Here is a 14,596-nt window from a genome sequence, read left to right on the forward strand (position 1 = left end):
ATAAAGACACGCAAGGGGAGGGATGACGGATGGGATGGCTGCATAAAATGAACGCCTACTTTAAGGAACAGCTGTCACTGAAGAACCTGTTGAAGGTACTGCTGATCCTGTTGATTCTGTACTTCCTTTCCCTGACCTCAAATGTCTGGATGAGCTGGCTGACGACGCTGCGGCTGATTCTGACGCCGTTTTTAGTCGGGTTTGGGATCGCGTATGTCGTTCATCCGTTTATTGAATTTCTGCAGAAAAAGGGTGTGTCGCGCAGGATTGCGATTCCGCTGGTCTGCCTGGGAATGCTTACTTTGTTGATCGGGATTTTGATGATGGTCGTGCCGATGGTTTACGACAAGACCACCGAGTTGATCAACTCCATGATTTCCGGCTTGAACTGGCTTTATCAACAATATGTGGAAATGAACGAAAACGCGCCGAACATTTTAGTCGCCGGGATTTTCCAGCAGATCACAACGCTGCTCAACGATACGAAAAGCTGGCTGCCGAACTTCTCGGCGCTGCTGCCGCAGCTGATTTCCAAGGTGCTTTCTTTTCTGACCAACGCGGTGTTCGCGTTTATCATTTCAGTCTACGTGCTGTTTGATTTTGAGAAGATCCGCAAGACGATTTTCAACTTAGCGCGCACCATCGATAAGGAACTGCCGATCTATCTGAGTGCGGTGAACGCGGAAATCAGCGGTTATCTGCATTCGCTGCTGATGCTGATGGCGATCAAATTCCTCGAATATTCGCTGCTGTACATGTTGATCGGACATAAGAGCGCGGTCACGATCGCGCTTCTGACCTCCATCGGATTGATCGTGCCGTATTTCGGCGCAACAGTCGCCAACTTTATCGGCATTCTGACCTCGTTGACGCTGCCGCTGCCGAAGGTTCTGTTTTTAATCGGCGGAATCTGCGTGCTTTCGATGGTCGATGCCTACATCATCGCACCGATCGTGCATTCCCGCAGTTCGCAAGTGCCGCCGCTGTGGACGCTGTTGTGCGTGTTTGCGGGCGGAATGCTGCTGGGACCGATCGGGATCATGATCTCGATTCCGGTATTTATGAGCCTGCGGGTGATCGTCAACCTCGTGCGTTTCCGCAATGAGCGCTACGATCCGCTGCCTTCAGAAGATGAATAAAGAACGGTTCGCCGTTCTTTTTCTTTTGCCTGTCCGCATACAGTAGTATCAGGGGAGGAGATCAGCCATGAGTGAGATCAAACATATCAGAAAACGCATATCCGCCCGCCGCAAAACGCCGGGTCCGCGCGCCTATGAAGCGCCGGGAAGTCCGTTATTTACCCTTATTTACGGTCTGGCCATGCTGGCGATGGTCGGGGCCAGCCTGGGTTTAGGCTGGATGATCAACGAGAAGCAGCAATGGGTGGATCCCAAACCTGTCCTCCAACAGATCGAAGTGCTTTCAGAAAAGCTGCATTTAAAATCCTTATCGGCCTGGCTGCCGTTTGAAAAATGGTTTGGTAAGGAGCAGCCGGTCGCAGCGGCGGTCAGCTATGAGCTGATTCAGGATCATTATTATAAACCCGCTTCCGGCAATCAGGTGCAGAGCATCGCTGACGGCGTCGTCTTATACATCGGCGAACAGGAGAGCGGATCGATCGTCATGGTGAAGCAGGATAACGGAGTGCTGGTGACCTATGGCGCGCTGCAGGAGGTCCAGGTTCATCTCAATGACCGGATTTTAAAGGGTACGGCTCTGGGGGCGGTGCAGGATGCGGTCTATCTGGAATTCAGCGAACAAGGCCAGCCGGTTACACTGGAGCGGGCGATAGGCAATGCCGGTTAAAATCAAAGTCAGCGGTTTTACCATTCTGGTGGCAGCCCTGGCTTTTTTTTCTCACGCCGCTGTGCCGCTCGGCCACATTTTCTTCATTCTGGCGCTGCATGAAAGCGGTCATGCGTTCTGGGCCTGGTTTTTCCATTATCCGATTCGCCAGCTGTCAATCCTGCCGTTCGGGCTGGCGCTGACGCTGGAGCATTTCGGCGATGGGGATGCGTGGGAGGAGCTGGTGATTCTGGCCGGCGGCCTGGCGATGCATGGTGTCATTCCCTTGCTTTACGGGGGATTGGCAAAACTGGGCTGGGTTTCGCCGGTCATGCTCGACTGGGTGCTGGATATCAACCGGTCGGTTTTTCTGTTTAATGTGCTGCCGCTGTATCCGCTGGACGGCGGACGGATTGTGCAGTCGCTGTGGCATTGCTTTCTGCCGTATCGAACCGCGCAGGCGCTGACGGTTGGGTTATCGGCGCTCGGGATGCCGCTGGCATTTGTCAAACTGATGAATTGCAATCCGATGACGCTTGGGGTGTTCGGATTTCTGTTCGCCGTCAACCTGATCAGTTGGCATCAGCGGGCGTATCAGGCTGAGCATTTCTACCTGTACCGCTTGATTCATCCCTGTTCCCATCCCTTAAAGCTGCATCGTAAACAGGATTTATACCGCCAGCGGCATAACGTCATCCTGGAACCAGGGGGACTGCTCGATGAAAAACAATGGCTGACGCGGCGTTTTGGCAAGACGGGTCCGCTTCCATCCCAACCGCGCGGCTGGTTGATTTAAACAGCGAGTTCAGACGCGAAAAGGCTGTCGGAAAGAGGGTTTTTTTCAAGGCCGGAATATGCTATAATCCTAAAAGGAAGCGAGGAACATCCATGCGAAAGAAAATTACTCTTCTAGTTCTTCTGGGCTTGCTGCTGACCTCTTTAACCGGCTGCGCAACCGATAAGAAAAAGGTAGTATATACGGTTTATCCGTTAGGATATCTGCTGGAAAAGATCGGCGGAGACCGGATTGAGATCCAGAGCCTGCAGGACGACACGATCGTCCAGCGCGCGGCGGCGGCCGGCGATTTGAAAGAGCGCGTCAAAGACGCCGATTTAGTGTTGCACATCGGCCAGCTTGAGCCGTATTTCCAGCTTGTGCTGCCGGAAATCCGTTCGGCCAGTTCGGCGGCGGTTAAGGATTTGTCCGTCAATAATTCGATTTACTCGTTTAAGCGCTACACCCGCGTCATCGCCAACGACGTCGAGCAGTTTGTCGAAAGCGCGTATTACAAGGGTGACGCCTTTGATTCGATCGACGTGAATGAAAAGGATCTGGCGTTGTGGATGGATCCGATCGCGATGACGAGCATGGCAAAGGAAATCCGCGACTGGCTGTGTGAGAATTACGTCGAGGAAAGCCGTTATTTTGAAGAAAATTACAGTCAGCTGGAAAGCGAGCTGGTGCGCCTGGACGCTGAGTATCAAAGTCTGTCCAGCACGCTGAAGAATGAGAAGAAAACGATTAAATTCGTTTCGATGACGGCCAGCTTCGGCAACTGGCAGAAGACATACGGCATTCAGGTTTATCCGGTAATTCTGTCAAAATACGGCGTGCTGCCAAATGAAAAGCAGCTGGATATCATCAAGACCAAGATCGTGGAGGACAACGTGAAGTATATCGCGTATGAACCGAACATGACGGAGGATATGCTTGCTTTGTTCGATCAGCTTTCGGCCGAGTTGAACCTGCAGCGGGTGGATTTGAGCAATCTGTCGAGCTTATCGGCGGATCAGCGCGAGGATAATAAGGATTATCTGTCGATCATGGTCGAAAATCTGAATCAGCTGGAAAGCATGGCGGAGGACGATCTGACGCCAGCGGTTCAGGAGCCGGCGGCGGACGATCAGGCCGCAAACGAGGATGAAGACGCCTGATCGGCGCATCGGATTTGGATTTCAGCGCGGAGGGAAAGTTCTCTTCGCGTTTTTATTTTAAGCAGCGGATTTTAAAGACAGGCGTAATGGAAAATAAGCGGAGCTGTGATTCTGGAATTGATGACTCAGAAGCTCAATTAACTCAGAAAGAAGAGAAAAGAGTTGAAATTCCGTCAGGAAAGTTGATCGAACATTCGATCAAGGGCAAACCAACTTTTAAAACCACCGTGACAAAAAGTTCCAGGGAATGTTCCATAGAATTGCCCTCCTTTGATGACGACAAAAATCTGTCGGTTTGAATCCATTTTGATAAGACCCAAAATCGATTCTGTCCGGACGGGCATCCGCGGTTCAACAAAACCCTACACTATTAAAGAATCAGAAATTTATTCACAGAAAACATCAATTAAGATTTAGACGGATAGAGCTGCGGTTTATGCGCCAGCTTGCGCTTCTTTTGATATTCACCAGGGCTTATGGTAAAATAAGAGCTGAATCTAGTTTAAAAACAAAAGGAGATCCAGCCATGAAAAAAATGTTGTTAGTCGATGGAAATTCCATGCTCTTCCGAGCATTTTACGCAACCTTTATGCGGCCGATGTCGACGTCGACCGGGATTCCGACCAACGCGATTTACGGGTTCGCGATGATGATCAACAAAGCTGTTCATATCATCCAGCCGGACGCGATGCTCGTCGCTTTCGACAAGGGTAAGCACACCTTCCGCCACGAGCTGTTCGCCGAGTACAAGGGCGGCCGCAAGGAAACGCCGGACGCGTTAGTGGAACAATTTCCGATCGTGCGCGAATATCTGGAAGCGGCGGGGATTAAACAGTTTGAAATGACGGATATCGAAGCCGACGACATCATCGGTTCAATGATCAAGAAATATCCGGACTGGGATATCAACGTGCTCAGCTCCGACCGCGATATGCTGCAGCTGATCGACGAGACGACCTCGGTCTGGCTGATGAAAAAAGGCATCAGCGATATCGAGGAGATGACCGTGGAAAGCCTGAAGGAAAAGATGGGGATCACGCCGGATCAGATCCGCGACCTCAAGGGACTGATGGGCGATGCGTCCGATAACATCCCGGGAATTCCGAAGGTCGGTGAAAAGACGGCGCTGAAGCTGCTGGAACAGTTCGGCACGGTTGAAAATCTGATCGCCAACACCGACCAGCTCAAGGGCAAGCTGAAAGAAAACGTTGAAGCCTTCAAGGATCAGGCACTGTTATCCAAACGTTTGGCGACAATCAAAACCGACGTTGAGATTCCGTTTGAAACGGAAGAATTCACGTTCCACATCACGCCGGAGCCGCTGCGTCAGTTTTATGTACGCTATGAGATGAACTCGCTGGCAAGCAAGCTTTCTACCCAGATCAGCGAGCAGGCGGAAGCCGAAGCTCTGTCTTCGCAGCCGACACTGACCGTGGCGGAAGTCCGGCGCTGTCCGGAAGCACTTCTGCAGGACAACGCGATCCTGGTGCTCGACCAGGATCAGCCGTCAGTCTACTTCGCTGATGTTCATGGTCTGGCGCTGGCGTATCAGGACCAGGCTGTCTACATCCCGATCGAAGATGTCCACCAGGATGAAGCGCTGTTAGCGTATCTGGCCGGGGAGAAGACCAAGATCGTCTACGACGTCAAAGCCTGCCTGCATTTAGCCGACGGTGCGGGACTGACGATCAACGGGATGAAAATCGACGCGATGATCGCTGCATTCCTGTGTGATTCAACGCTGACCAGTGATCAGAAGATCCGTGAGAAATTCGGTCTGACGGAAACGGTGACGATGGATGAGGTGTATGGCAAACCGGGCAAGATGAAGCTGCCGGAGCCGCAGCTTCAGCGTCAGCTGTGCGCCCAGAAAATCCAGCTGATCGACGCGCTGTGGAAGGACAGCGAGCCGAAGCTGAACGAGATGGAAATCGTTTCGCTGTTTTACGATGTGGAAATGCCTTTAGCCGTCGTGCTGTATAAGATGGAAAAGGAAGGCATCCGGATTGATTCCCAGACGCTCGACGATATCGCCCGGCAGACCCAGGCCCGCCTGGATGCGCTGACCGACGCCATTTACGCAGCCGCCGGGGAGACCTTCAACATCAACTCGCCGAAACAATTGGGCGAAGTCTTGTTTGACAAGCTGGGACTGCCGGCCAGCGGGAAGAAGCGCTCAACCTCGGCCGACGTGCTCGAAAAGCTGCTGGGTGTGCATCCGATCATCGCCGATTTGCTCGAATTCAGAAAATATCAAAAGCTGTACAGCACTTATGCCGAAGGCTTGAAAAAATACATTCATCCGGATGGAAGAATCCATACGATCTACAATCAATGCGCGACTCAGACCGGCCGGCTGTCTTCGACTGAACCGAATCTGCAGAATATCAGCGTCCGCGACGAGGAATCCCGCGAAGTGCGCAAGGCCTTTCTGCCGAGCGAGGGCAACGTGCTGGTCGCTTCCGACTACTCCCAGATCGAATTAAGAATGCTGGCGCACATGGCGGACGAGCAGGGGCTGCTGGACGCGTTCCGGCATGCCGTCGATATTCATACCAAAACCGCGTCCGACGTGTTCCAGATTCCGCTTGATCAAGTTGACGCGAAGCATCGCCGCCAGGCCAAAGCCGTCAACTTCGGGATCGTCTACGGCATTTCCGATTTCGGCCTGTCCCAGCAGCTGGATATCAGCCGCGCTCAGGCCAAGGAATTCATCGAGCGCTATCTGCAAAGTTATCCGAACATTTCCAAATACATGGACCAGGTGATCAGCTTCTGCCAGGAACACGGCTATACCGCGACGATGCTGGGCCGGCGCCGGGAAGTGCCGGAGATTCACGATAAGAATTACATGACCCGTGAATTCGGCAAGCGCGCCGCGATGAACGCGCCGATCCAGGGCTCTGCCGCCGATCTGATCAAGCTGGCGATGATCCGCATCGACAAGGCGATCAGCGAAAAGGGCCTGCAATCCAAAATGATCCTGCAGGTTCACGATGAATTGATTTTTGACGCGCTGCCAAGCGAGCTGGACGCGTTATGCGCGATTATCCAGGAAGGAATGGAGCACGCGATGGAACTGAAGGTGCCGTTAGTCGCGGAAACTAAAATCGGCAATACCTGGTACGAGGCGAAATAAGATGCCGGAGCTGCCAGAGGTTGAAACGGTCGTCCGCACACTGGAACTTTTAATTCCTGACCGCCGGATCGAACACGTTGAAGTGCGCGTGCCGAAGATGATCCAGATGGATGCCGGCGAATTCTGCCGGCGGTTAGAAGGACAGCACTTCCGCCAGTTTTCGCGGCGCGGGAAATATCTGATCTTTCAGATGGACGACGTCTATTTCATCGCGCACATGCGGATGGAAGGGAAGTTTTATGTCCAGCATCCTGAAGAACCGTTGTCCAAGCATATCCATGTGATTTTCGATCTCGACGACGGGACGCAGCTGCGCTATCACGATACGCGCAAGTTCGGGACGATGGAGCTGATGGAACTGAACGGCGATCTGCGCCACTTTCATGAGCTGGGGCCGGAGCCGTTCGACGACGAATTTAATCCGGACTACTGCCGCGCGTTTTTAAAGAAACGCCGGGTTCCGATTAAACAAGTCCTGCTCGATCAGAGCTTTGTCGCCGGCATCGGCAATATCTATGCCAATGAGATCTGCTTCGCGCTGCGGATTGATCCGCGCAAACGCTGCGACCAGCTGACCAAAGCGCAGATCACCGCGCTGCCGGAGGTCACCCGGCAGATCCTGAGCCTGGCGATTGAGGCCGGGGGCAGCTCGATCCGCAGCTATACTTCATCCTTAGGGGTGACCGGGCGGTTTCAGCTGCAGATCCAGGTCCATGGCCGGGAAGGCGAAGCCTGTCCGCTGTGCGGCGGGCCGATCAGGAAGATTGCGGTCGCCCAGCGGGGGACCTACTATTGTCCGCATTGTCAGAAAAAGAGAGGAACGGGAATCGAATATGATCAAAATTGCGATCACCGGCGTGATCGGCAGCGGAAAGTCGACACTGAGCCAGTGCTTACGAAATCTGGGGTATCCGGTCGCTGACTGCGACGCGATCAGCCATGCGATCCTGCAGCCGGATCAGGCGGGATATAAAGCCTGCGTCGAAGCTTTCGGTCCCGCTATTTTAGAGGATCAAGGGCGAATCGACCGGGCGGCTTTAGGCGCGATCGTCTTTCAGGATGACGCGCGGCGGCGCCAGCTCGAAGCGATCACGCATCCCCTGATCCAGGCGGAATTAAACCGCCAGGCAAAAGCCTCCTCATCGCCGCTGTGGTTTGCCGAGGTGCCGCTGTTGTTTGAGGCGGGCATGGAAAAGCAGTTTGACGAGATCATCACCGTCACCGCGCCGTTGGAAACCATCCTGCAGCGGCTGCAGCAAGGCCGCGGTCTTTCACCTCAGCAGGCGCGGGCAAGGATGGCGGCGCAGATGAGCCAGGAAGAGAAAAGCCGCCGCTCGACGCTGACGATCGTCAACGACGGGGATATTCCCGCAATGCAAGATCAGATTCAACAATGGATCAAGGAGAAACAAGATGGAACTGAAAGCGAAAGACGGATACCGCAGTGAAGTGCTGCGGCCGCTGGGCGCGGACGCGCTGAATTCCTTAATGTCGCTGTATCAGCCGCTGGTCGGCTGCGCCGGGGCGGCGCTGTATCTGACGTTGATCAGCGAAGCCAAGCACCAGCGTTCGTTTGAGCCGCACGGCCGGTTATGTCAGATCATGAACATGGACATCACGGTGCTGGAACGCTCACGGCGCAAGCTGGAAGAAATGATGTTGATGCGCAGTTATATCAAAACCGGGGAAGGCAAGGACAACTACATTTATGTGCTGTATCCGCCGCTGGAAGCCGACCGGTTTTTTAAGCATGAGGTGCTGGGGCGGCTGTACGCGCGGATCATGGGTGCGAAGCAATACCAGCTTTCGCTCAACAAGCTGGCGCACATCGAGCTGTCGCGGGAAGGCTTTGAGGAAGTCAGCGAACAATTCAAAAGCTCGGTCATCGAGAACTGGGACGCCGAGAGCGAGGAACAGTTTGCCAGTATCAAACCGCGGTACAATTTCGACGCCGGCGATCACCCGGCTATTCACTTCGATTACGAGCGCTTCTTAACCCGCGCCAGCAACCTCGTCTTTCCGATAGAAGCGCGCACCAACGAGAATCTGCGCCTGATCGGGGAGCTGGCGACGATGTACGGCTTAAGTGCCGATGAAATGCTGATTCTGGTCGGCCGCTGCACAGACAATACGAACAACACGCTGGATGGGGAAAAGCTGCGCTCCACGGCGTTTGTCATGAAAGCGAAAAAGCCGGCGAAAAAAGTCTCGGACGATCCATACGATCTGCCGCCGGTCGCCTTTCTGCAGTCCAAGCAGAACGGTGTGCCGGTGCAGGACAGCGATAAACGCACGATTGAGAAGCTCATCACCGAGATGAAGATGGATCCGAAGGTCGTCAATATTCTGTTGGAACACGTTTTGTCCATCAGCGATAACAAGCTGGTTCCTTCCTTTGTCGCCTCGCTTGCCGCAGCCTGGATCCGCTCCGGCGTGGATACGGCGGAAAAAGCCATGGCGGAAGCCAAAAAACCACGCGGCCGCAGCGGCCGGGGCGGCAGCCGCAAAGACGTGCTGCCGGATTACTACGTCCAGATGAAGACCGGATCGGAAAAAGAAACCGCAGAAGAAACGGATTTCGACCGTGAAGAATTTGAAGAAATCCGCCGCCGGCTGCGCGAACAGGAGGGCTAAGCGATGGAAGCCGTAAAATGGGGAATCCAACTGAACGAACAACAGCTGAAGGAAAAACAAGCGCTGGCCGCCCAAATGAAAGCTCATCCGCTGGTGCAGAACTTCTTACAAACCTACGGTCTGGATGAAAGCTGGGTTGAGAACTACCCGTACCGGTTTCATCAATGGATCGACCAGCTGAGCCTGTGCCAGAACTGTCCGGGCTTAAATCAATGCCGCCAGAAACAAAAGGGCGAGGTGCTCGATTTGTCGTATACCGGATTTCTGACGCTTCAGGTCCGTCCGTGCCGTTATGCCAGGCAGCAGCTGCAGGCGGAAAAGCATGTTCACAACTACCGCATCAACGATTTGCCGCGGCGCTTGTGGACGGTGTCGATCACTGATATCAACATCGACGAGGAAGAGGCGGCATACGCGGCAGCGGTAGCGAAAATCTCGCAGAATTTGTTGGCGCCGGCGGAAAAAGGACTTTATTTGTTTGGCGCGCCGGGAGTGGGGAAGACTTATCTTGCGGCCTGCGCGTGCAACAGCTTTGCCCGTCAGGGCAAGCGCGTTGTGTTTGTGCATGTGCCGACTATGGCTTCGCGGATCAAGGGGCTGCTTGACGACCGCGACAGCTTTGAGGACGAGCTGTACGAAATGAAGCGCGCGGACTTTGCGGTGTTCGACGATATCGGAGCGGAAAGCGTGACCTCCTGGCTGCGCGACGAGGTGCTGCTGCCGATCTTCAACGAGCGGATGGACCGCCAGAAACTGACCTGGTTCACAAGCAATGAAAACTTCAGCTCGCTGGAAAATCACTACATGTATAATCAAAAATCCGATAAGGAAGAATTGAAAGCGGTTAGAATTATGGAACGCATAAAAGCCTTGTCGAAAGAGATGAAAATCACTGGAAAAAATCGCCGAAACACGTCGATTTAGTTTCACAATTTTCAAATTCAATGCTATGATATACGGGAAATGACAGGAGGGTTACGTATGATACGAAGAATCGGAATCTTGACGTCCGGCGGCGATGCTCCGGGCATGAACGCGGCGATCCGGGCTGTGACGCGTGTGGCACTGGCGAACGGCTTTGAGGTCATGGGCATCAAGGATGGTTACCGCGGTTTAGTCGAGGGCAATTACATTCCGATGGATAAATCCACCGTCAGCGATATTCTGAACCGGGGCGGCACCGTGCTGGGGTCGGCCCGTTTAACGGAATTCAAAGACCTGGAAATACAGAAAAAAGCGGTGCAGACGCTGCAGAACGCGAAGATCGACGCGGTCGTCGTGATCGGCGGCGACGGTTCTTATCGCGGCGCGATGGCGCTGACGAAACTGGGCATTAACTGTATCGGTCTGCCGGGAACGATCGACAACGATATTCCGGGCACCGATTTTACGATCGGCTTTGACACGGCGCTGAATACCGTCGTGGAAGCGGTGGATAAACTGCGCGATACCTCCAGCTCGCATCATCGTTGTTCCGTCGTGGAAGTGATGGGCAACCGGTGCGGCGATCTGGCGGTCTGGGCTGCGATTTCCTGCGGAGCCGAGATCGTCATCACACCGGAAACGGGCTATGACGAGCTGGACGTTCTGGAACGGCTGCGGTATTTGGACAAAGCCGTAAAGAAACGCCATGCGATCGTCGTCATTTCAGAGAAGATCGCGGACGTCGACGAGTTAGCGCGCAAGATTTCCCAGAATACCGGCTTTGCCGGGCGGGCGACCGTACTGGGCCATGTGCAGCGCGGCGGATCGCCATCGCCGAGAGATCGTGTTTTAGCCTCGATGATGGGCGAGAAAGCGGTCGATCTGTTGATGGACGGCGTCGGCGGACACTGCGTCGGGATGATTGACAACAAGGTCACTTCGATGCCGATTGAGGAAGCCCTGTCTTCGCCGCGGCATTCCCGGAAGGACTTGTATCGTCTGTTTGACCGATTAGTATAAGTTGAAGGAGGAAGATTATGTTAGGTAAGAAGACTAAAATTGTATGTACGTTAGGTCCTGCCAGCAACACCCCGGAAATGGTGGAGAAGCTGGCGAAGGAAGGCATGAATATCGTCCGGTGCAACTTTTCGCATGAGGATCACAAGACCCATGGCGAACGCATCGACATGATCCGCGAGGTCAGCGAACGGATCGGCATCAACCTGGGCATCATGCTCGATACCAAGGGTCCGGAAATCCGCTGCGGGATCTTTAAGGATGGCAAGGCTGATTTCTTGAAGGGCGATATCGTTAAGATCTGCCGTGCGGAAATTGAAGGAACGCACGAGCGTTTCCACATTGCCTGCCCGGAACTATTTGAGGACGTCAAGGCTGGCAATTACATTCTGATTGACGATGGCAAAATGCGCCTGACGATTCTGGAAAGCGACGGCCAGGAACTGACCTGCCGCGTTGAAAACTCCGGAACGATCAAAACCCGCAAGGGCTGCAACGTGCCGAACGTGAAGCTGTCGATGCCGTTTATTTCGGAAAAAGACGATGCAGATATCCGCTTCGGCTGCGAAAAAGACGTGGACTTCATCGCCGCTTCGTTTGTCAGACGGGCGGAAGACGTCCTGGCGATCCGCAAGATCCTGATCGAAATGGGCAAGCCGACGATCCAGATCATCGCGAAGATTGAAAACCAGGAAGGCTTCGACAATCTGGAATCGATCCTGGAAGTTGCGGACGGCGTCATGGTTGCGCGCGGCGATCTGGGCGTTGAAGTTCAGACACAGTATGTTCCGATTTATCAGAAGACGATTATCCATAAGGCTAATGAAATGGGCAAGCCGGTCATCACCGCAACCCACATGCTGGAATCCATGATGTCCAACCCGCGTCCGACCCGTGCGGAAGCGAGCGACGTTGCCAACGCGGTTCTGGATGGCTCCGACGCGATCATGCTTTCAGGTGAAAGCGCGGCCGGCGAGTATCCGGTCGAAGCGGTAAGAACGATGGCGACGATTGCGGAAGCGGTCGAAAAGATCATTCCGTACCGTGAACGTCTGGATCATTCGATCAAGTCCAGCCGCAAGACGGTTCAGGATGCGATCGGCATCGCGGTTTCCGATGCGACACTGACGCTGCAGAATGTTGGCGCGGTTGTCGTCTTCACGCAGGGCGGCACCACAGCGAAGCGAATCTCCAAGTTCAGACCGTGTGTTCCAATTCTGGCCGTTACGTTCACTAAGAGCACGCAGCGCAAGCTGGAAGCCTACTGGGGCGTAACGCCGATCTTCTCGGATATCCAGAATGAACTGACCAACGATGACGAACTGGCGAGCACCATCGCCAAGGGCTACGGCTTGAAGCCAGGTCAGCTGCTCATCATGTCCGCCGGTTACCCAACAGGTGAAGGCAGCGCCAACATGATGAAGATCATCGAAATAAAATAAGCTGAAAACAGTCCGCAAGGGCTGTTTTTTTCTCGTGTTCTCCGCTACAATGAGAAGCAGGATGAAAGAAAAAATAAGTAAGATGAGGAAATAAAATGATCAAGTTAATTGTATGTGATTTTGACGGAACGATTTTAGAGCGCAGCACGCAGCTGATTTATCCGCGGGTCGCTGAAGCTCTGCGCAAAGCGAAAGACGCCGGGATTGAATTCTGCGCAGCGACCGGCCGCAACGCACCGGCGGCCCGGCGGATTCTGGAAGGCTCCAAGGTTGGCGGCTGGATGATCGATCTCAACGGCGCGGAGCTGCGTGATCCCCAGGGGCAGATCCGGGCAGTGCAGGCCTTGGATAAAAATCTGGTGCAGCGTCTGCTTCCCAAGCTGAGACATCCCGAGGTGCTGACCACGCTGTACAGCGGTGAGCTGAAATATACATTTCTGCCCATAGAGGAACACTACCGGCGTTATTTTACAGTTCCCGGCTGCGGCAAAACCCCGCAGAACACGCCGCTGAGTCAGTTTGAAGCGGATTACCGGCAATTTGAAAGACTGGAAGAACTCACTGATCCGATATTTAAGATTGAGATGCGCAGCGCTTCCTTGGACGCTCTGCGTCAGATTCGCAGTCAGATCGAAGGCATTCCTCAGATTGCGCTGACTTCAGCGTTTACGCATAACCTGGAAGTGCTCCCGATCACCTGCAACAAAGCCTCCGCGTTAACGCAGCTGCAGGAAATCCTCAAGCTGCGGAAAGAAGAGATCGCGGTCTTCGGCGATGATCTGAACGATTTGTGCTTGTTTGAACAGTTTCCCCTCAGCTATGCCGTGGCCAACGCCAAGCCGGAAATCCTCGCTCGCGCTCATGCGGTGATTGAGGCGTGCGATCAACAGGGGCCGGCGGACGTAATCACTGCGTTCTTCATGGAATAATTTAACACAATATCAACTTCAGCGGATGATGAACAAGCTTTTGAACTAAAGCCGTACTGAACTGAAATTATATAAACGCTTATCTGAGAAACAGAAGGAATTGAATCATCTATGTAATCATTTCATTGAGTATTTCTATCAGCTCATTGAATTCTAACTCTGTTTTTGTAAAAGATATCCATAGATTGGCGTAAGGCGTCGAGCAATAAATCTTGTAGCTATTTTTGGTTTGTTTTATATGATAAACCGAAGGGGAATTCATGATTTCATAGAAACTATCCGGGTTGGATGATCTTGAATTGTAATGCGTAAGATTAAATCCGCTATCAGACGGATTAGCAATTTCAATCTCAATCTTGGAATTGAAATCATTTGAGCGTAGTAAAAGGGATTCTTGATTATTGAAAAGGGAGAAGGATTTCACCGTGTTTAATGAGAAATCATAATCTTGGAAACGGGTATGATATTGTTGATCGATTTGTTCTAAGGTTAAGTCTGAAGAATGAATAAAATAGGCATTTTCAACAACACTCTGGGTGATAATCAAAAATAAAGCAAATAAAAATACAACGATGATTTTCTTCCTTTTGGTCATAAAAGCCTCCTGAAAAATGAATCTGTTATTTATAATACTAACGGATTTATGCAAAAAGACAATAAAAATTAGTTTCTTTTCTTTAATTATTAGATATAACTTATTTCCGCGTCAGGCTTAAGGAAAACTAGCGAAAAACGAAAATGGTTCCAGATAATCTTAGAGTTTCTTATTTCTTCACAACCACTCTATTTCA

The 14,596-nt window shown here is 52.7% G+C and carries 13 protein-coding genes; 12 read left to right on the top strand and 1 reads right to left on the bottom strand.

All coding sequences use genetic code 11. The features are described from left to right. The first annotated feature begins 29 nt into the window (after positions 1–29). The 12 genes from DWY25_RS03080 to DWY25_RS03135 all read left to right on the top strand — a co-directional run bounded on the left by DWY25_RS03080 (position 30) and on the right by DWY25_RS03135 (position 13,805). On the top strand, positions 30–1,139 hold the full coding sequence (locus DWY25_RS03080) for an AI-2E family transporter (RefSeq protein WP_117893500.1): 1,110 nt from the start codon (positions 30–32) through the stop codon (positions 1,137–1,139). A 67-nt stretch (positions 1,140–1,206) separates the two neighbouring features. Beyond that, complete coding sequence (locus DWY25_RS03085) at positions 1,207–1,806, top strand: peptidoglycan DD-metalloendopeptidase family protein (RefSeq protein ID WP_117893503.1); 600 nt, start codon at positions 1,207–1,209, stop codon at positions 1,804–1,806. Next, on the top strand, positions 1,796–2,581 hold the full coding sequence (locus DWY25_RS03090; RefSeq protein ID WP_117893506.1) for a site-2 protease family protein: 786 nt from the start codon (positions 1,796–1,798) through the stop codon (positions 2,579–2,581). The genes DWY25_RS03085 and DWY25_RS03090 overlap by 11 nt, the downstream gene beginning before the upstream one ends. A 92-nt stretch (positions 2,582–2,673) precedes the next feature. Further along, a complete protein-coding gene (locus DWY25_RS03095) occupies positions 2,674–3,720 on the top strand; it encodes a metal ABC transporter solute-binding protein, Zn/Mn family (RefSeq protein ID WP_181981667.1) in 1,047 nt (348 codons plus the stop codon). A 526-nt stretch (positions 3,721–4,246) separates the two neighbouring features. After that, entirely contained in the window at positions 4,247–6,859 is a 2,613-nt protein-coding gene (polA, locus tag DWY25_RS03100) for a DNA polymerase I (RefSeq protein WP_117893512.1), read from the top strand. 1 nt (position 6,860) lies between these two features. Continuing rightward, positions 6,861–7,781: a bifunctional DNA-formamidopyrimidine glycosylase/DNA-(apurinic or apyrimidinic site) lyase gene (mutM, locus tag DWY25_RS03105; protein ID WP_220412911.1), complete on the top strand. Its 921-nt coding sequence runs from the start codon at positions 6,861–6,863 to the stop codon at positions 7,779–7,781. Further along, on the top strand, positions 7,693–8,307 hold the full coding sequence (gene coaE, locus DWY25_RS03110) for a dephospho-CoA kinase (RefSeq protein WP_181981668.1): 615 nt from the start codon (positions 7,693–7,695) through the stop codon (positions 8,305–8,307). Before mutM ends, coaE begins: the two co-directional genes overlap by 89 nt. Next, complete coding sequence (locus DWY25_RS03115) at positions 8,273–9,493, top strand: DnaD domain protein (protein ID WP_006059029.1); 1,221 nt, start codon at positions 8,273–8,275, stop codon at positions 9,491–9,493. Before coaE ends, DWY25_RS03115 begins: the two co-directional genes overlap by 35 nt. 3 nt (positions 9,494–9,496) lie before the next feature. Beyond that, on the top strand, positions 9,497–10,417 hold the full coding sequence (locus DWY25_RS03120) for an ATP-binding protein (RefSeq protein WP_117893518.1): 921 nt from the start codon (positions 9,497–9,499) through the stop codon (positions 10,415–10,417). A gap of 57 nt (positions 10,418–10,474) precedes the next feature. Then, positions 10,475–11,437: a 6-phosphofructokinase gene (pfkA, locus tag DWY25_RS03125; RefSeq protein ID WP_006059031.1), complete on the top strand. Its 963-nt coding sequence runs from the start codon at positions 10,475–10,477 to the stop codon at positions 11,435–11,437. Positions 11,438–11,454: 17 nt separating this feature from the next. Then, positions 11,455–12,876: a pyruvate kinase gene (gene pyk, locus DWY25_RS03130; protein WP_006059032.1), complete on the top strand. Its 1,422-nt coding sequence runs from the start codon at positions 11,455–11,457 to the stop codon at positions 12,874–12,876. A 95-nt stretch (positions 12,877–12,971) separates the two neighbouring features. Next, on the top strand, positions 12,972–13,805 hold the full coding sequence (locus DWY25_RS03135) for an HAD-IIB family hydrolase (protein WP_117893521.1): 834 nt from the start codon (positions 12,972–12,974) through the stop codon (positions 13,803–13,805). A 109-nt stretch (positions 13,806–13,914) separates the two neighbouring features. Here the strand turns inward: DWY25_RS03135 and DWY25_RS03140 are convergent, their stop codons facing one another. Then, positions 13,915–14,400 (bottom strand): hypothetical protein, encoded by a 486-nt coding sequence (locus tag DWY25_RS03140; protein WP_117893524.1) that lies wholly within the window; start codon positions 14,398–14,400, stop codon positions 13,915–13,917. Between the last annotated feature and the right edge of the window lie 196 nt (positions 14,401–14,596).

The sequence above is a fragment of the Holdemania filiformis genome, assembly GCF_003459085.1.
Classification (GTDB): Bacteria; Bacillota_I; Bacilli_A; order Erysipelotrichales; family Erysipelotrichaceae; genus Holdemania; species Holdemania filiformis.